Below are 16,407 nucleotides of genomic sequence, written 5' to 3' on the forward strand. Positions count from 1 at the left end.
TTTTGCAGCATTCTCGAACACAGATTACATACATTAGCCCTGTGCTGAATAGATAGATACAATTGCTGCATAGTATTTAATAATTTAACAGATGCTTTTCAATTCCACTTGTATTTTATGGAAAACAAACTGCCCAAATCTACATGATTTCATATTTTGTTGCCTTGCACGAGCTGCATCTAAGTAATTTTACGGTTAAGCTTTTAAGTATAAAAAGTAACATTAATCAATTTTGTGTCTGCCAGAAAATACTAGTTGACAATCTTAAGAAATAATGAAATTATCGAATCATAACGAGTTTAAATCTTTGCTATAAGAATTCTTAAACTCAGCTAACTCAAACAACATAAATAGGTAGGAAAAAAGTAACTCTTGGTTGCTTGAGTATCTCATTACGTATTCAGCCAAGACCTCATTAATTTATGTCAAAATTATCTGCTATCCTTCATCTCTTATCGATACATATTCAGTAATTTTAGAAGGCTATATGCGTAGCTTTTCATCTGAGTTCGACCTATGTTGATAGCAGTGCATGAGTCACCTTCAGTTCGAGGTTTTGCCAAACATAGGTAAAAAGTATGGCGAAAAAATTTATTTTTGACAGCTAAGAGCTGTAGAAATAGTTGCTTTTACTCAACTCAGGAGAGTTAAAAACGCTCAAGCCACTTTTTTAGCTCTGGTATAGTTCTTGCACCTCAGCTATCTCAGGCTAGTGCTGTGCTGCAAGCTATGTTATTTCTCTTGACTTAACTCATTCACAAATTACTCAGGACTATTCATGGTAACTATTATCAAGCGCTCGACTCCCATTTTAGAAAGGCAAGCTCGCCGCGAATCAAACGCGCGAACATACGCTCGAAACTTGGGTTTAGCACTATCAGAAGCTAAGGGCATTTACGTTAAAGACGTAGATGGCAAAACATACATCGACTGCTTAGCTTGCGCGGGTGCATTACCTTTAGGACACAACCACCCAGCCGTCAAGCAAGCAATCTACGACGCGCTCAATAACGATCTGCCGATGCAGACATTGGATCTGATCACGCCAATTAAGGATGAATTTGTTTCCGAGTTATTCGAGTCCTTGCCAGCAGAATTTAGCAAAAATGCCAAAATTCAATTCTGCGGTCCTTCCGGTTCCGATGCCGTTGAAGCTGCACTCAAGCTAGTCAAGACGGCAACAGGTAGACGGGCAGTTGGTGCTTTTCGCGGTGGCTACCACGGCATGACTCACGGTTCTTTGGCACTGATGGGAAGTTTAAGTCCCAAAATGCAAGTTCCAGGGTTAATGCCAGATGTTCATTTCTTCCCCTACCCTTATCATCATCGCTATCCTATCGGTACGGGCGACTGCGAGCAAGACTATCAACAGTGTAGCCAATACCTAGAGACAACCTTGGGCGATCCAGAGGGTGGCATTCTCCCCCTAGCTGGTTTAGTCATGGAAATCGTTCAAGGTGAAGGGGGTGTAATTCCAGCACCGGACGCTTGGGTGCGAGAGGTACGCAGAATTACGCGAGAACGAAACATTCCCTTAATTGTGGATGAAGTTCAAACAGGTCTAGGTAGAACAGGAACGCTCTACGCCTTTGAACGTTCTGGAATCATACCTGATGTCATCGTTTTATCCAAGGCAGTTGGGGGTAGTTTACCGCTAGCAGTCATTCTTTACAAAGATGAATTAGATGTTTGGCAACCAGGCGCACACGCAGGCACTTTCCGAGGAAATCAACTAGCAATGGCGACTGGACTCGCCACCATTCACTACATCCGTGAAAATCAACTCGCTACCTATGTTGAGCAAATGGGGATGCATTTTCAGATGCAGTTATGGCAAATTCAAGCCGAATTTTCTCACATCATTGCCGACGTGCGGGGACGGGGGCTAATGGTGGGAGTAGAACTATCCGCACAAGTCAGACATCTTGCCCGCCAACTTCAAGCTGAGTGTCTCGATCGCGGTTTAATTATCGAACTAGGTGGGCGCAATTCCAGCGTCGTGCGCTTTCTACCACCTCTGATTATCGAAGCACCACAGATTGATGATGTCTGTCAAATTTTCCGAGATGCAGTTGCAGCTGTTGCCCAGGAGAACATTTAATCAAAAATGGACTTACAGCATTTTCTCAACCACAATCCTGAAAGCTTAGCCCAATACGCTCAGACTGTACAGCAAACTCAGAAGTTAATTCAGGACTGTCTGAGCCAGCAGGAACGAGTCTTCAGTGGCTTATCTCCCGCAACTCTCAGCGAGTTTCTCACTCAAAAGATTCTGCCAGAGCAAGGAATCCCGACTCAGCAAGTTCTACAAGAAGCTGTAGAGGCGATCTTCAGCCATTCGATCGCCGTGCATCATCCCGATTGCGTGGCTCACTTGCACTGCCCAGTTTTAATTCCCTCTCTAGCAGCAGAAATGCTGATCTCGGCATTTAATCAGTCGATGGACTCTTGGGATCAAAGTGGCGCAGCGACGTTACTAGAACAGAATTTGATTAACTTCATGTGTCAATTATATGGTTACGATGCCAACGCTGACGGCACTCTTACCAGTGGTGGCACGCAGTCAAATTTTATGGCGCTGATGCTAGCGCGGGATTATGCTTTGCAGCAACGTGGATTTACAAGTCAGCTGCACGGGTTGCCAAACTTAGCAGGGCGATTTCGGATTCTCTGTTCGGAGGTAGCACACTTTAGCGTGCAACAATCGGCAGCAATTTTAGGCTTGGGTATGGATGCAGTCGTGCGCGTCAAAGTTGACAAGAACTATCGCCTCTGTTCGCAACATTTGGTGCAGTGCTTGGAAGATATCGATCGCCAAGATTTGATTCCAATTTGCATTGTCGCAACAGCTGGGACGACAGATTTCGGTAGCATCGACCCGATCGCCGAAATGACTGCGATCGCCCGCGAACACAACACCTGGTTGCACGTCGATGCTGCTTACGGGGGAGCATTAATGCTCAGCGATCGCCATCGCCAGAAACTAGCTGGCATCCACCAAGCCGATTCGATTACGATCAATTTTCACAAACTCTTCTATCAACCGATTCCCTGTAGTCTGTTCTTGCTCAAAGATAAATCTCGCTTTGAATTGATGCGGCTGAATGTTGCTTACCTAAATCCAGAGCATAACGAAGACGAAGGCATTCCCGATTTAGTGACAAAATCAATTCAGACCACTCGTCGGTTTGATGCGGTCAAACCATATATTGCCTTTCGCGCCCTCGGGCGAGAATTCTTTGCTGGCGTTGTCGATCGCGGCATTGACATAACCCAGCAAATCGCAGCATACATCGAGCAAGATCCGCAGCTAGAACTAGCAGTCAGCCCCGAAATGAGTACTGTTGTCTTTCGATATCGCTCCACCAACGCAGTGAATTTGGGCATCAAACAAGCCTTATTACAGACAGGTAAAGCCGTCATCGGTCAGACTGAAATCCAAGGTAGGGCATATCTAAAGTTTACCCTCATCAATCCCCTAGTCACCTTCGATCGCACTGTTGCCTTAGTCGAAAAAATCAAACGGGTAGGAACCATGCTCAGCGAATTGCCCAATTTCATGCAACCCGCCAAAGAAGCGGGAGTCGGGAGTCGGTAGGGGCGGTTTTAGCAAGCAGATTCACGGCTGGTAGCAATAGATTTTCGCCCAAAACCCGCCTGTACAGGAGTCGGAAGTGATGACTCCCTGTTCCCCGTTTCCTGATAACTGTCAACTGATAACTGATAACTGAACTATGTTAAAACCAACACCCGTATATCCTAGAGTCGCAGCATTGTGTAAATCTCGGAAATGGCAGTCCTGGGAAGGTTACATCATGGCAGACACTTACAACTTCTCGGTAATGCCTGAGTATTTAGCAATTCGCAATACGGCTGCTTTGTTTGATTTCTTTCCACTGTACGTCTATCTCATTCGCGGTGCAGATGCAGCTTTGTTACTAGACCGACTAATTACGCGCAATATTAATAAGTGCAAAATCGGGCAAGTCATGTATACAGCTCTGTGCGATGCTGAGGGTAAGTTGCTCGACGATGGTACAGTTTATCGTTTTGACGAAACAACGTTTCAATTGACGACCAATACCCCAACTTTAGATTGGGTGCAGGCAAATTCCATAGGATTGCAAGTCGAGATTCAAGATAAAACCCTGACGACTAACACCCTTCCTTTACAAGGACCGAAATCCCGCACTATCTTGAATCAAGTTGCTGATACTAACTTAGATGGGCTAAAGTATTTCAATTTCGTCGAGACAAAAATTCGCGATATCCCGGTAGTGATTTCCCGCACGGGCTATACTGGCGATCTCGGTTACGAAGTCTGGTCGGAAGCGAAAGATGCGATCGCCCTATGGGATATTTTGATGGAAGCAGGAAGCTCGGAAGGTATTCAGCCTGCTGGTTTCTACGCGCTGGACTTGGCAAGAATTGAAGCTGGTCTAATTTGGTACGAGTACGATTACATTCCCTCTCGGCAAGCGCAAACCGACGCAGAAAAAGTTTCTCCCCTAGAAGTCAGCTTGGCTTGGACTGTAGACTTTAGCAAGGCAAGTTTTATCGGTCGGGAAGCATTGCTGAAGGAAAAAGAACAAGGGGTACAGCGACAGTTGGTAGGATTGGAGTTAGATCGCCAGTTTTTACATCAAACTTACGGCGAACAATCTTTATTTCTACAAGATTTACGGACTCCTTGGCGGACGAAGTTCCCCGTTCGTGTGGGAGAACAAACAATCGGTCAGGTAACGAGCGGCTGTTGGTCGCCTGCAGGTCAAAATTACATTGCGATCGCTTCTGTATCGTCCAACTACGCCCAAGCGACAACTTCTCTCGCCCCCAAAATGAGTGTGGAAATTCACGGGCAAACCATCCCTGCCAGCATCAAATCTCTTCCCTTCTACGATCCAGACCACAAGCGCAGTACTGCAACTAGCGTTCCTACTTTGGCGTTAGCTTGAGGTTTAGACCGATTATAGTTTGGGTAAAGTCCGAATAAATTCTAAGGGTAAACCATCAGTATCGGCGATAAATGCGACTTCATAAACGCGATCGCCGATTTGTTGTTGCGTGGGTTCTAATAAGACTTTTAAGGGTTGACATTGTTCTGGTTGGGTTTCAGCAGCTTGGGCAAATCTATCCTTTACAGAAGTTAACCAACTGGGTAAATCGGTAGCAGTCTCAGTTAAATCGAAAGATAGGTGATAGTATCCCACGTAATGCTCGTCACCAAACGCATCTGGGGCGGGGCGCGGCTGGGGAATTTGAATTAATTCAATCCGTCCCCCTAATCCTTCCATCCAGCAAGCCAGAGTGTAGCCCGTGGTAAAGCGATCGCACACAGTAAATCCTAACTGCTCATAAAAGGCGATCGCTTTGTGAATATTTGCAGTCCGAATTGAGGCGTGGTGCATAACTAGGGGCGAGGGGCGAGGGGCGAGGGCGGGAAAAAGAGGACAAGGGGACAAGGGGAAATGTACAACTACTTTCTTCCCCGACTCCTTACTTCCTACTCCCGACTCCCTATTCACTCAAATAAACGAAAGTAAGGGTAGCGAACGGGGACTCCTGGTTCTTTCTCTAGATCGAAATTAATGACTTCCCAGCAGGGTTCATCTACAGGATCGGGGCTAAATTCTACGGGTAAGCCGTAAAGTCTGGGTTTGGTTTGGTCGGACTGCCCTTTCCAGGGGGTACTGCGCTCCAAGTAACCGCTAATTAAGTCTTGATAGCGACGAGCGATAATCACCCGCGTGGCGCGATAACCCTGTGTATACAGCCTATCCAGTGCTTCGTGAATTTCAAACCTAATACCATCTGGGTGGGTATGTTGTCTGTACCACTCGTTATTCCAACGCCGCCAGTGGCGACCCGACTGGAGATGAATTAATTCGCCAGTTTTAGGATCGGCTTCAAAAGCCCCATGACGCGGACATAGATAAGTATCCGTCAACGTTAGCGCCGGGATCGGTTGGCGACAGTGGGGACACGGAATTTCTGGACCAAATATTGGGTACTGCAAGCCTGGATTGATCATGAGGCGTAAACCAGAATACTGACTTGTCTACCACTGCCGTTGGTTCGATTCTGTTTTTGCGACCAACTAGAGCTTTTTAGACCCACCACCGCCTCCTAAAGACTATCACATTGCAATTTTTTGTATAGAATAGCTACACCATTATAGATTTGGAATCTTAAGGTTTTAAGCTAAACGATGATTCTTAATCATCATATAGAACATTCTATCGTGTCTGCCCAATCCTACTGGTCAATTCCCGATCTTTCCCCGGCTGCCTTTGTTGCAGCTAATGCTGTCGTCATGGGCGCTGTCAAGCTGGCAAAAGGTGCGAGTATTTGGTACGGAGCCGTGGTGCGCGGCGATGTCGAAAGGATTGAAATTGGTGAATGTACTAATATTCAAGATGGCGCTATCTTACACGGCGATCCTGGGAAACTGACTGTTTTGGAAGATTATGTTACGGTAGGACATCGGGCGGTCGTGCATTCAGCTTACGTCGAGCGGGGCAGTTTAATCGGTATTGGAGCAGTAATTTTAGATGGTGTCAGAGTCGGAGCGGGAAGCATTGTGGGAGCGGGGGCAGTTGTGAGTAAAGATGTACCACCGCGATCGCTTGTTGTCGGAGTACCTGCCAAAATTTTACGGGAAGTCTCCCAAACCGAAGCCGCAGAATTGATCGAACACGCTCGTCGCTACGAAAAACTCGCCCTCGTCCATGCGGGAAAGGGAACCGATCTCGGGTTTTATCGAGAATAGGGACAAGGGAGAACTCGTAAATCGTAAGTCGTAAGTCGAGGACAAGGGAGACGAGGGAGCAATTTGTCTTGACTTTTGACTTTTAGCTTTTGACTTTTGAAAAGGACTAGTCAATTTGTCGTTTTCGGCTAACAATTAAAGATGAGAAAATTTCAAAAATCTTTAAACTCTATTTAAGAGAGGAAGACATATGGACATCGATCTGCGCGTTGCTTTTGTTCTGCTACCAGTAATCGCTGCTGCTAGCTGGGCGCTATTCAACATTGCTCCTGCTGCAATCAGACAAATTCAAGGCTTTTTCAACAAAGAAGCTTAATTTGAGGGACTAGGGGTTAAAAAGCGTAGGTGCGTTATTGAACGCACCCTACTCCTCGCTACGCAACTCGCTTGCGAAGAGACTCAGCCCGTCGTTTTGCCGTACTGTTTTTTGGCTCTGACTCTAATACTTGCTCGTAAGCTTGTAGTGCTTGGGTAGTCAAGTTCTTTCGTTCGTAGGCGTGACCGACGTTATTAAGCGCTGTAGTATAGCTTGGATATAATCTCAAGGCTTCTTTGTAGTTGCGAATTGCCAAGTCGTATTGCTCTTGAGCAAAATAAGCATAACCCAAGCCGTTGTAGATGAGAGCTAGATTTTCTGGGTTTTGCTCTTCTTGCTCTACTGCTTTGAGCGCTTTTTGAAAATTGGCGATCGCCTGGGTGTAAAGTTTTTTATCTAAATAAATCCCACCCAACTCGTAATATTCTTCGGCTGTACCTTGGGCTTGAGACAACTTTTTTTGCAGTTGTGCCAGAGTACCTTCAACGCGGCGCGTTTTAAAGACTTGGCGAAAGATAGCAAGTGCCGTTCCGCCCAGCAGGACTAACAAGATTAGCAGATAGACAGCTGCTAGATTTTTATCCATTGGCTGTAAAAACTCAAATGAAAATAGTGTTTCTATCTTAATTATCCTGCGACTGTGGTGGAGTTATTGCAATTTTGGTTGAATTAAACTTGTTTGAAGTCAAGGCGATCGCCTCAGACTCAGCCTGAGTGAATAGAATTCTTAGCCACACGGACTCTCAGACAGATACGAGTTCAGCGAATCAGTGAGGGAAGAAAACTAACAATTCCAGGGAAGACGATAATCGCCAATAAAACGAGCAGTTGCAGAATGATAAACGGAACCACACCGCGATAAATGTCTCCAGTGGTGACTTCGCGGGGAGCAACACCCCGTAGATAGAACAGAGCAAAGCCGAAAGGCGGAGTGAGAAAGGATGTTTGTAAGTTAGCTCCCAATACCACGCCATACCAAATGAGATTCAAGCCTAATTTCTGCGCTACGGGAACAAATAGAGGTACGACGATAAAAGCAATCTCGAAGAAATCGATAAAAAAGCCGAGGATAAACACCACCAGCATACTGACGAACAAAAAGCCGATTTCGCCGCCAGGAAGGTTGGTGAGAACGTCAAACATGAAGCGATCGCCATTCAAGCCGCGAAAGACCAAACTAAAAGCGGTCGAGCCAATTAAAATGAAAATTACCATGCTGGTAATTCGCAAGGTGACATCGCAAACTTGCCAGAGCGATCGCCAACTCAACTGACGATTAAATCCGGCTAGTATAACTGCGCCCAAGCATCCCACTGCACCTGCTTCTGTGGGCGTGGCAATGCCAAAGAAGATACTGCCTAACACTAATAAAATCAACAGCAAGGGCGGTATCATCACCTGTACAACTCGTTTACCCAAATTTTTTCCTGCTGCTGCCCTCACATCTTCTGGTAAAGCTGGGGCTACTTCTGGCTTGAGGAACGCTACAACTACAACGTGTATGGCAAATGCTCCTGCCATCATCAAACCAGGAATGACGGAACCGATGAATAGATCTCCAACGGAAACGCCTAACTGATCGCCTAACACGACTAACACTACACTAGGAGGAATAATCTGTCCCAACGTCCCAGAAGCAGCAATTACGCCAGTAGCTAATCGTTTGTCGTAACCGTATCGCAGCATAATTGGGAGGGAAATTAGACCCATTGCTACTACGGTTGCAGCGACTACACCCGTTGTTGCCGCTAGTAGCGCCCCCACAACCACGACTGCTAAAGCTAAACCTCCACGCAATCGCCCCAAGAGAATTCCCATTGTTTCCAGCAGATTCTCAGCGATACCGGACTTTTCCAGCATCGAACCGAGAAAGATGAAATAGGGAATTGCCAGCAGCGTGTAATTAGCCATGATGCCAAAAATCCGCTGAGGCATTGCCGTGAGAAAAATCGGGTCGAATACACCCAAACTAATGCCTAGCAAGCCAAATAAAATTGCTACTCCACCTAAAGCAAATGCAACTGGGTAGCCAAAAGAAAGCAGTACCAGTGCCCCTGCAAACATCAAGGGACCCAACCACTCATAGTCCAGTTCCAGGGTTATCACTCTGTTCCTCCTGCTGCATTTGATTCGTGATAATTGCTAAGTTTTTGATGGCTTCAGAAATCCCTTGAAAAATCAGTAACACCAAACTAACGATAATCATCGTTTTGATTGGGTAGCGGAGTAATCCACCAGGATCGGGAGAAGTTTCGCCAATTCTCCAAGAGACAAGAATGGTGTCCCAAGAAACAACCAGCACGATGATGCAAAAAGGAATCAGAAATAATATTGTTCCTAAGAGATCGGTAAAGGCTCTGAGTTTGGGCGACCAGTTACGATGGAAAATGTCTACTCGAACGTGGTCGTTATGTTTGAGGGTGTAGGCAGCACCCAAAAGAAATACAAGGTCGAATAAATACCATTGAGCTTCAATTAAAGCGTTAGAACTTAAGTTTTGTCCCACGGCTCGTCCTAGATATCGACCGACGACGTTCCAGACTCCAACGAGTACCATGAGCAGGACGAAGCCAGCCGTGAAGCGTCCGATCCATTCGTTCATCGTGTCGATGATTTTTGATATGCGTAGTAGGCTTTGCAAGGTGTTTTCCCTCTCCAAAGCGATAGATGTAGCATTCTATCAATAAGCCGCGCACATAAATTAGTAGAGACGTTACATGTAACGTCTCTACATCAATCGGAATTCTCGAACTCTCGAATTTATTTATTGGGCTGAGGAGTTACCCGTAAATATGGCTTAACTTCCTGAATTCCTTTGGGAAATTTTTGCTTCGCCTCTTCAGTTGACATAGAAGGTACAACAATCACATCATCTCCATCTTTCCAGTTCACTGGCGTAGCAACGCTGTAATTATCAGTTAGTTGCAGAGAATCGATGACGCGCAAGATTTCTTCAAAGTTACGACCAGTGCTAGGTGGGTAAGTGATAGTCAAGCGCAATTTTTTGTCGGGGTCAATCACAAAGACCGAACGAACCGTAACTTTAGCGTTGGCGTTCGGGTGGATCATGCCATACAAATCAGAAACTTTTTTATCGGGATCTGCCAAAATCGGATAGTCAACGGTTGTGGATTGAGTTTCATTGATATCGCCAATCCAACCTTTGTGAGATTCAGCATCATCAACGCTCAAAGCAATCACTTTTACATTCCGCTTATCAAATTCAGGCTTCAGTTTTGAGACTTCGCCTAATTCTGTCGTGCAAACAGGGGTATAGTCAGCAGGGTGAGAGAAAAGCACTACCCAGCTATCACCAGCCCATTCGTAAAAATCGATATCCCCAAATGAAGAGGACTGGGTAAAGTTAGGTACTGTATCGCCAAGTTGAAGCGCCATTTTTGTTTTCCTGTCGTCAAAATGTCATAGTTCGCCTACTATACAGATCCTGCCATAAAACCCCTGTTTTCCGATAGGAGTTTGCCTGTTTTAAAGAAAAATTTATGATGGGGGTGAGGCGAGAGGTAAGTTTTTCTCTATTCCCTGCTCCCTGCTCCCTACTCCCTGATTAGTAAGCAAAGCTTAGTTTACGACAGCGCGATCGCTTCGGAGAAGCTTTTTTATATTACAAGATATTACAAGATGTGTAGAGATAGAGATGCGATAAACAGTCATGCCTGCAATTGAAACTGCTCGACTGCGACTGAGGTGTTTTACTGAGAGAGATTTAGAAGATTATGCTCGAATTTTTGCCGATCCAGAATATACCCGTTACTCTCCCAAGGGGAGCGTACCTCTGGAGCAAGTAAGGGAAGCAGCTCAAGCAGCCTATAACTACTTTACCTACCATTGGCAGCAACACGGGTTTGGCGTTTGGGCAATTTGCGATCGCGTCAACCATAAATTAATCGGACAGTGCGGACTCAATTGCTTGCCAGACAGCAATGAAGTAGAAGTTCTTTATCGCCTCGATCGGACATACTGGAATCAAGGACTAGCAACTGAAGCGACAAAAGCTAGTTTGAGATATGGGTTTGAGCAAGTGCAGTTAGGCAAGATTGTAGCGCTGACACTACCACACCATCTAGCTTCCCGGCGCGTGATGGAGAAAGCGGGATTGCACTACACAAAAGATGCCCATATTTACGGATTAGATGTAGTGTACTATACATTACACCGAGTAGAATATCAGCCAGATAATTCTATGTATGTTTTGTTAGTTTAAGTATCTTAGAGATTGCAAGAAGATTGTAAGTTACAGCTACAGGAGCAATGCTTAATCATTACTTACTAAGATAAATGAGTGAAACTGTAATAAAAATTAACGACAATGAAATTTTTTGTTAGAGTACAAAAATAAGCATTAGCGCTGCAAATTGAAACATTTTAAGGGAACGCTCTATGTCACACACAATTGTTACTGAAGTTTGCGAAGGTGTTGCGGATTGCGTTGATGCCTGTCCTGTAGCATGTATTCATCCAGGTCCAGGGAAAAATATCAAGGGGACAGAATGGTACTGGATCGATTTTACGACATGTATAGACTGCGGCATCTGCATTCAAGTTTGTCCTGTTGAAGGGGCGATTGTCCCAGAAGAAAGACCAGACTTGCAGAAAACTCCTTAGCAGGCAGGGCGCAGATGTAAATGGTAGCGATCGCACTTGCTGAGCCATAATCTGGGATAAGCTAAATGCTAATTGCTGAGAGCCAACCTTGAGGTATGTACAGTTCTGCTCCTCTGTTAGAAGTTGAAGATGTTTGGGCTGGGTACGTCAAAGACCTAGATATTCTTCAGGGGGTAAATTTTCAGATTTTCCCTGGAGAAATCGTAGCGGTGATTGGTCCGAATGGTGCAGGAAAATCTACTCTAGCTAAAACGATTTTTGGATTACTCAGCCCACATCGAGGCAAAGTTACGTTTAAAAATCGCAGTATCACTGGTTTGAAGTCCAATCAAATCGTGCAGATGGGAATGTGTTATGTACCGCAAATTTCTAACGTCTTCGCCTCTTTGAGCGTAGAAGAAAATTTAGAAATGGGAGCATATATTCGCAAAACTGCATTAGCTCCTTTAAAAGATAGAATTTATGGGACTTTCCCGGTTCTAGCCACCCGCAGACGGCAAAAAGCTGGAACCCTCTCTGGGGGGGAACGTCAAATGCTCGCGATGGGTAAAGCTTTGATGCTAGAACCGAGTTTATTATTACTTGACGAACCGAGTGCTGCCTTATCTCCCGTATTGGTATCGAGTGTCTTTGAACAAATTCAACAAATTAACCAAGGTGGAACGGCAATTGTCTTAGTGGAACAGAATGCTCGTAGAGCTTTGGCAATGGCACATCGGGGTTATGTATTAGATACAGGACGCGATCGCTTTTCCGGTCCTGGGAACGAATTACTCAACGATCCCAAAGTGGCAGAATTATATCTCGGTGCGGGTAGGGTTCATTGAAAAATCAAGGTCAGCGCAAGATTAATTCAGTTTACAAATTGAAATGAAGCGAGTTTTTCTAATTGTGGCTGGCTTAATGCTTGCTTTCAACTCGCAATTTGCTGTGGCTGGTTCGCTCGACCGAAAACTCGGCATTGTTGTCGCGAAAGAACATTTAGTTTGTCTCATCGCGTCCGCATCAAGACTCAACATTGGTAGTCAAGTCAATATCGTACTTCTATCTGTTCCACAAAGAGTAGTGAGTGGAATTATTTCAGGTAGCGATCGCCAGTGTAGTGAGATATCAAAACCACACAATGTCTCTAGAAAATATTATCGGCGATCGCTACTGAATAATCGCTCTCATCTGAGCGTACCTGCAATTGGTGTTTTGAACTCAAGTAACCAACTTCATAGAGTTGGGTTAAAAGTAGTAGGCGATTTAGATGGTGATGGTATAGAAGAATCGTTTCGTTCCTGTGCGAGTTCTGAAGGACTTCATCTCACCGTCTGGTCTAGTGGAACTAGAAAGTGGCACAGTTATTCTTACCTTGGCTACGATCTTGAGCCGACCTGTACAACGATAGAAGTTAAAGACAATAATGATTTGAAATAATCCAACAGCAGCAGTATGCAAGATACGTGTCTCATACCAATGCCACCCTATAGCGCCTTAATTTTTGACTGTGACGGCACTCTAGCGCATACTATCCCCACTCATATTCAAGCGTGGTTAGCAACGCTGCGTCCTCTGGGTGTCGATCTCAGCCAAGAATGGCTTTACGATCGCCGAGGTATGTCATCGCTGGAATTAATCGAAACTGTAAATCATACTTTTGGATATGCCTTAGACGCTAATACTGTCAATCCCGCACGGAAAAAATATTTCTTAGACTTACTACATCAAGTGGTAGAAATTGAAGCAGTAGCAGATGTTGCCCGCAGTCATTATGGGAAAGTTCCCCTAGCAGTAGCTTCAGGCGGCGATATTCGCGTGGTAGAACCTACCCTAAAGGCGATCGGGTTATATTCTTTATTTGATGCGATCGTGACTGTTAACGATGTAGAACGGGGTAAGCCCGCACCCGATATTTTCTTACTAGCTGCCGATCGCATGGGCGTTACTCCTACAGATTGCATCGTTTACGAAGATAGCGATGCAGGTTTAGAAGCTGCCCACCGTGCGGGAATGCGGGCGCTCGACGTGCGGGAACTGTGGCTGACAGTAGAAGCGGAGATAGGAGTTACAGATAGTCAAGAGGCAGGGATGTAAAGATTTGTCACAATAAAAGTAGGGTCGATCGCTGCCCTCAAACGCGATCGTGCTTTAATCGTCACCAGCTATTCAAATTCATGACTGCCTCACCTCTAACTGCATCCAGCTCATTTCCACCCGTAAAAACGTGGACTTGGCAGGGATTTTCGATTTGCTATCAACAACAAGGCGATACCGGTATTCCCGTCATTCTGGTACATGGCTTTGGAGCATCTTGGTGGCACTGGCGCAAGAATATTCCCGATCTGGCGCAGACTTGTAGGGTGTACGCTATCGATCTAATTGGTTTTGGTGGTTCCGCTAAACCGATTCCAGGGGAATTCAAGCCAGGAGAACAAATCCTATATTCGTTTGAGACTTGGGGACAGCAAATTGCCGATTTTTGTCGCGAAGTAGTAAGAGAACCAGCAGTTTTCATTGGTAATTCTGTCGGTTGTATTGCAGCAATGCAAGCAGCAGTATATGCCCCCGAGCTAACTATGGGTGTAGCGATGCTCAATTGTTCCCTACGTTTGCTTCACGATCGCAAGCGCAGCGGCTTACCTTGGTATCGACGCTTCGGCGCGCCGCTGATTCAGAAATTATTAGCAGTTCAACCAGTTGGGAAATTTTTCTTTCAACAACTTGCAAAACCGAAAACAGTCAAAAAAATCTTGCTCCAAGCCTACGCTCATCCTGAAGCAGTAACAGATGAGTTAGTAGACCTTTTGATGGCTCCAGCGAAAGATGCTGGGGCTGTAGCAGTCTTTGTTGCTTTCACAGCCTATTCTCAAGGACCACTACCTGAAGACTTGTTACCCCAGCTATCTTGTCCGGCAATTTTCTTGTGGGGAACAGCCGACCCTTGGGAACCAGTAGAGTTGGGGCAAGAACTAGCTAACTATCCCCAAGTACAGAAGTTTATTCCCTTAAAAGGAGTCGGGCATTGTCCCCAAGACGAAGCACCAGAATTGGTGAATCCGATCTTGCAAGAGTGGATTGTGGAATTGGGGAGTCGGGAGAGTGACTAGTGGCTGGTGACTAGTGGCTAGAGAATTTTAGATTTTGGATTTTTTCTCTGCTCCCTTGTCTTCCTTGTCCTCCTTCGCCCCTAATCCCCACTCCCTACCCTTCGGGAACGGCTTCGCCGAACGGTCGTGGGGAAGAGCGAGTTCCCCCTTGTCCTACCCTACTCCCTGCTCTCTGCTCCCTGCTCCCTGCTTTGTTCCAGCCAATCTTTACCAACTTGAATGGTAATGTCAGAGCCAAGGTTGCCTGTGCTTTCAACGCGGACTTCGCCTACGTTTAAGAGGTCGCGGATGGTTGTAGCACTTTCAGTATCGCCTTGCTGGGCAACAACATGAGTTGTGTCTAATGGCTCAGACCACGATTTTGTAATGTATACATTGCGATAGCCTGCACCAGCAAGAGATTTGACCAAAGAGCGGACAGCGCGATCGCTACCCGTGCTATTGGAAATTGCAATTCTCAATCGCGCCGGATCGAAGTCAGCTGGCTCGGATTCAGCAAGAGGGGCATCGAAATGCTGCGTTGCCATTTTGGCAATGCGATCGCTGTCTGGCAACCAGTAGCTAGCTCTATACTCTCCTGAATTACTAAATCGTCCAGGCAACATCAACATTTGCATGTTGGATCGATTAGTTTGTACGCCAAAATTCGCCAGTGCTACCAATTCATCCATCGATAAGTTCGTATCGAGGTGCGATTGAATCACAGAGAGAATCTGCGGCATCCGGGTAAGGGTATTCGGCGACAAGGTTTGTTCCGTTAGCGCCCGCATAACGAGTTGCTGGCGTTGAATCCGTCCGATATCACCGTTTTCGTCGTGACGATAGCGTAGTAGCTGGAGAGTCTTGTTGCCGTCAAGATGCTGCTTGCCAGCTTTGAGATTAATGTATAAATGCTGGCTATCATCTTGATATTTCATATCTTTAGGAACGTAAACGGTTACGCCACCCAAAGCATCGATTAACTTTTCCACTCCTTGGACGTTGATCCGAATGTAGCGATCGATCGGCACTCCATCTAGTAATTCGCTAATAGCTTTAGCACTACCTGCTGGACCACCAACGAGATTAGCTTCATTGATTTTCGCTATGCCTCGACCTTCTATCTTGGTGCGGGTATCTCTGGGAATAGAAAGGGCAGCGATTTTTTTGGTTGCTGGGTCAAATCGTAGCAAAAGGATAGTGTCTGTCAAGCCGTCGAAGGAGTTGACTAACGCATGATATCCTTGCTTTTTGATTTCGGCAGCAGGGGTATTAACGTCTGTGGTGAGAACTTTTACACCTAGAACTAAAATATTAACTGGTCGGGTCAGCTCCGAAAGTTTAAAACCAGCCCGCGTTAAGCGATCGCCATGAGTACCGAAAATTGCTTGCTCCTCAGGGCTAAGCTGACTTTGCATCAGCGGCTTGGTTGACATAGTATAGGCTAAGAGCGCCCCTGCTGTGGCTGACAACACAGCGACACCACTCATGATTACCCAGAACCACAGCCAACGCCCAGTCCTACTCATAGCACTACTGCGCCTAAAATTTTTGGAATTACTTGTAGAATTGGATTTTGAGCCTGATATTCTTTGCACTGATACAACTTCCTCACACTTAACACTAGT

Annotated in this window: 18 protein-coding genes; 11 read left to right on the forward strand and 7 right to left on the reverse strand. The window is 45.7% G+C overall.

Going from position 1 to position 16,407, the window contains the following annotated elements; all coding sequences use genetic code 11:
* The first annotated feature begins 778 nt into the window (after positions 1-778).
* From N4J56_RS25360 to N4J56_RS25370, 3 genes are all read left to right on the forward strand, one after another.
* Entirely contained in the window at positions 779-2,101 is a 1,323-nt protein-coding gene (locus N4J56_RS25360) for a diaminobutyrate--2-oxoglutarate transaminase (protein ID WP_317108967.1), read from the forward strand.
* Between the two features lie 6 nt (positions 2,102-2,107).
* Complete coding sequence (locus N4J56_RS25365; RefSeq protein ID WP_317108968.1) at positions 2,108-3,598, forward strand: aspartate aminotransferase family protein; 1,491 nt, start codon at positions 2,108-2,110, stop codon at positions 3,596-3,598.
* Between the two features lie 136 nt (positions 3,599-3,734).
* The gene (locus N4J56_RS25370) at positions 3,735-4,955 is read left to right on the forward strand and encodes an aminomethyltransferase family protein (RefSeq protein WP_317108969.1); all 1,221 of its coding nucleotides are present in this window, start codon (positions 3,735-3,737) and stop codon (positions 4,953-4,955) included.
* A gap of 12 nt (positions 4,956-4,967) precedes the next feature.
* On the opposite strand, the gene N4J56_RS25375 is transcribed toward N4J56_RS25370, so the two are convergent.
* Together N4J56_RS25375 and N4J56_RS25380 are read right to left on the reverse strand one after the other, a co-directional pair.
* Positions 4,968-5,408 (reverse strand): VOC family protein, encoded by a 441-nt coding sequence (locus N4J56_RS25375; RefSeq protein WP_317108970.1) that lies wholly within the window; start codon positions 5,406-5,408, stop codon positions 4,968-4,970.
* 113 nt (positions 5,409-5,521) lie between these two features.
* Positions 5,522-6,031, reverse strand: coding sequence for a TIGR02652 family protein (locus N4J56_RS25380; protein ID WP_192160805.1), 510 nt, complete (start codon positions 6,029-6,031; stop codon positions 5,522-5,524).
* Between the two features lie 210 nt (positions 6,032-6,241).
* Between N4J56_RS25380 and N4J56_RS25385 the strand changes: the two genes are divergently transcribed.
* Together N4J56_RS25385 and N4J56_RS25390 are read left to right on the forward strand one after the other, a co-directional pair.
* Positions 6,242-6,769, forward strand: a complete 528-nt coding sequence (locus N4J56_RS25385; RefSeq protein ID WP_317108971.1) for a gamma carbonic anhydrase family protein — start codon at positions 6,242-6,244, stop codon at positions 6,767-6,769.
* Positions 6,770-6,959: 190 nt separating this feature from the next.
* Positions 6,960-7,085 carry a photosystem II protein Y gene (locus N4J56_RS25390; protein WP_015156407.1) on the forward strand — a complete coding sequence of 42 codons (126 nt, stop codon included), beginning with the start codon at positions 6,960-6,962 and terminating at the stop codon, positions 7,083-7,085.
* Positions 7,086-7,143: 58 nt separating this feature from the next.
* Here the strand turns inward: N4J56_RS25390 and N4J56_RS25395 are convergent, their stop codons facing one another.
* From N4J56_RS25395 to N4J56_RS25410, 4 genes are all read right to left on the reverse strand, one after another.
* Positions 7,144-7,671, reverse strand: a complete 528-nt coding sequence (locus N4J56_RS25395; protein WP_317108972.1) for a tetratricopeptide repeat protein — start codon at positions 7,669-7,671, stop codon at positions 7,144-7,146.
* Positions 7,672-7,844: 173 nt separating this feature from the next.
* On the reverse strand, positions 7,845-9,182 hold the full coding sequence (locus tag N4J56_RS25400) for a TRAP transporter large permease (RefSeq protein ID WP_410500590.1): 1,338 nt from the start codon (positions 9,180-9,182) through the stop codon (positions 7,845-7,847).
* On the reverse strand, positions 9,166-9,726 hold the full coding sequence (locus N4J56_RS25405; RefSeq protein WP_317108974.1) for a TRAP transporter small permease subunit: 561 nt from the start codon (positions 9,724-9,726) through the stop codon (positions 9,166-9,168). The genes N4J56_RS25400 and N4J56_RS25405 overlap by 17 nt, the downstream gene beginning before the upstream one ends.
* Before the next feature lie 119 nt (positions 9,727-9,845).
* Positions 9,846-10,481, reverse strand: a complete 636-nt coding sequence (locus N4J56_RS25410) for a peroxiredoxin (RefSeq protein WP_317108975.1) — start codon at positions 10,479-10,481, stop codon at positions 9,846-9,848.
* 274 nt (positions 10,482-10,755) lie between these two features.
* Between N4J56_RS25410 and N4J56_RS25415 the strand changes: the two genes are divergently transcribed.
* The 6 genes from N4J56_RS25415 (at position 10,756) to N4J56_RS25440 (ending at position 14,800) form a co-directional block, all read left to right on the forward strand.
* Positions 10,756-11,307, forward strand: a complete 552-nt coding sequence (locus N4J56_RS25415; RefSeq protein ID WP_317108976.1) for a GNAT family N-acetyltransferase — start codon at positions 10,756-10,758, stop codon at positions 11,305-11,307.
* A 176-nt stretch (positions 11,308-11,483) separates the two neighbouring features.
* On the forward strand, positions 11,484-11,708 hold the full coding sequence (locus N4J56_RS25420) for an indolepyruvate ferredoxin oxidoreductase subunit alpha (protein WP_132867535.1): 225 nt from the start codon (positions 11,484-11,486) through the stop codon (positions 11,706-11,708).
* Positions 11,709-11,803: 95 nt separating this feature from the next.
* A complete protein-coding gene (locus N4J56_RS25425; RefSeq protein ID WP_317108977.1) occupies positions 11,804-12,535 on the forward strand; it encodes an ABC transporter ATP-binding protein in 732 nt (243 codons plus the stop codon).
* 43 nt (positions 12,536-12,578) lie between these two features.
* Positions 12,579-13,130, forward strand: a complete 552-nt coding sequence (locus N4J56_RS25430) for a hypothetical protein (protein ID WP_317108978.1) — start codon at positions 12,579-12,581, stop codon at positions 13,128-13,130.
* A gap of 15 nt (positions 13,131-13,145) precedes the next feature.
* Entirely contained in the window at positions 13,146-13,787 is a 642-nt protein-coding gene (locus N4J56_RS25435; protein WP_317108979.1) for an HAD-IA family hydrolase, read from the forward strand.
* 80 nt (positions 13,788-13,867) lie between these two features.
* Positions 13,868-14,800, forward strand: coding sequence for an alpha/beta fold hydrolase (locus N4J56_RS25440; protein WP_317108980.1), 933 nt, complete (start codon positions 13,868-13,870; stop codon positions 14,798-14,800).
* Positions 14,801-14,958: 158 nt separating this feature from the next.
* Here the strand turns inward: N4J56_RS25440 and N4J56_RS25445 are convergent, their stop codons facing one another.
* Complete coding sequence (locus N4J56_RS25445; RefSeq protein WP_317108981.1) at positions 14,959-16,308, reverse strand: LCP family protein; 1,350 nt, start codon at positions 16,306-16,308, stop codon at positions 14,959-14,961.
* Positions 16,309-16,407 lie beyond the last annotated feature (99 nt).

It is taken from the genome of Chroococcidiopsis sp. SAG 2025 (assembly GCF_032860985.1).
In the GTDB taxonomy this organism is placed as follows: Bacteria; Cyanobacteriota; Cyanobacteriia; order Cyanobacteriales; family Chroococcidiopsidaceae; genus Chroococcidiopsis.

Coding starts and splice junctions, on each gene's coding strand:
- N4J56_RS25435 (WP_317108979.1), top strand. CDS start 13,146: ATGCAAGATACGTGTCTCATACCAATGCCACCCTATAGCGCCTTAATT.
- N4J56_RS25375 (WP_317108970.1), bottom strand. CDS start 5,408: ATGCACCACGCCTCAATTCGGACTGCAAATATTCACAAAGCGATCGCC.
- N4J56_RS25360 (WP_317108967.1), top strand. CDS start 779: ATGGTAACTATTATCAAGCGCTCGACTCCCATTTTAGAAAGGCAAGCT.
- N4J56_RS25425 (WP_317108977.1), top strand. CDS start 11,804: ATGTACAGTTCTGCTCCTCTGTTAGAAGTTGAAGATGTTTGGGCTGGG.
- N4J56_RS25365 (WP_317108968.1), top strand. CDS start 2,108: ATGGACTTACAGCATTTTCTCAACCACAATCCTGAAAGCTTAGCCCAA.
- N4J56_RS25415 (WP_317108976.1), top strand. CDS start 10,756: ATGCCTGCAATTGAAACTGCTCGACTGCGACTGAGGTGTTTTACTGAG.
- N4J56_RS25445 (WP_317108981.1), bottom strand. CDS start 16,308: ATGAGTAGGACTGGGCGTTGGCTGTGGTTCTGGGTAATCATGAGTGGT.
- N4J56_RS25420 (WP_132867535.1), top strand. CDS start 11,484: ATGTCACACACAATTGTTACTGAAGTTTGCGAAGGTGTTGCGGATTGC.
- N4J56_RS25440 (WP_317108980.1), top strand. CDS start 13,868: ATGACTGCCTCACCTCTAACTGCATCCAGCTCATTTCCACCCGTAAAA.
- N4J56_RS25430 (WP_317108978.1), top strand. CDS start 12,579: ATGAAGCGAGTTTTTCTAATTGTGGCTGGCTTAATGCTTGCTTTCAAC.
- N4J56_RS25410 (WP_317108975.1), bottom strand. CDS start 10,481: ATGGCGCTTCAACTTGGCGATACAGTACCTAACTTTACCCAGTCCTCT.
- N4J56_RS25380 (WP_192160805.1), bottom strand. CDS start 6,031: ATGATCAATCCAGGCTTGCAGTACCCAATATTTGGTCCAGAAATTCCG.
- N4J56_RS25395 (WP_317108972.1), bottom strand. CDS start 7,671: ATGGATAAAAATCTAGCAGCTGTCTATCTGCTAATCTTGTTAGTCCTG.
- N4J56_RS25390 (WP_015156407.1), top strand. CDS start 6,960: ATGGACATCGATCTGCGCGTTGCTTTTGTTCTGCTACCAGTAATCGCT.
- N4J56_RS25370 (WP_317108969.1), top strand. CDS start 3,735: ATGTTAAAACCAACACCCGTATATCCTAGAGTCGCAGCATTGTGTAAA.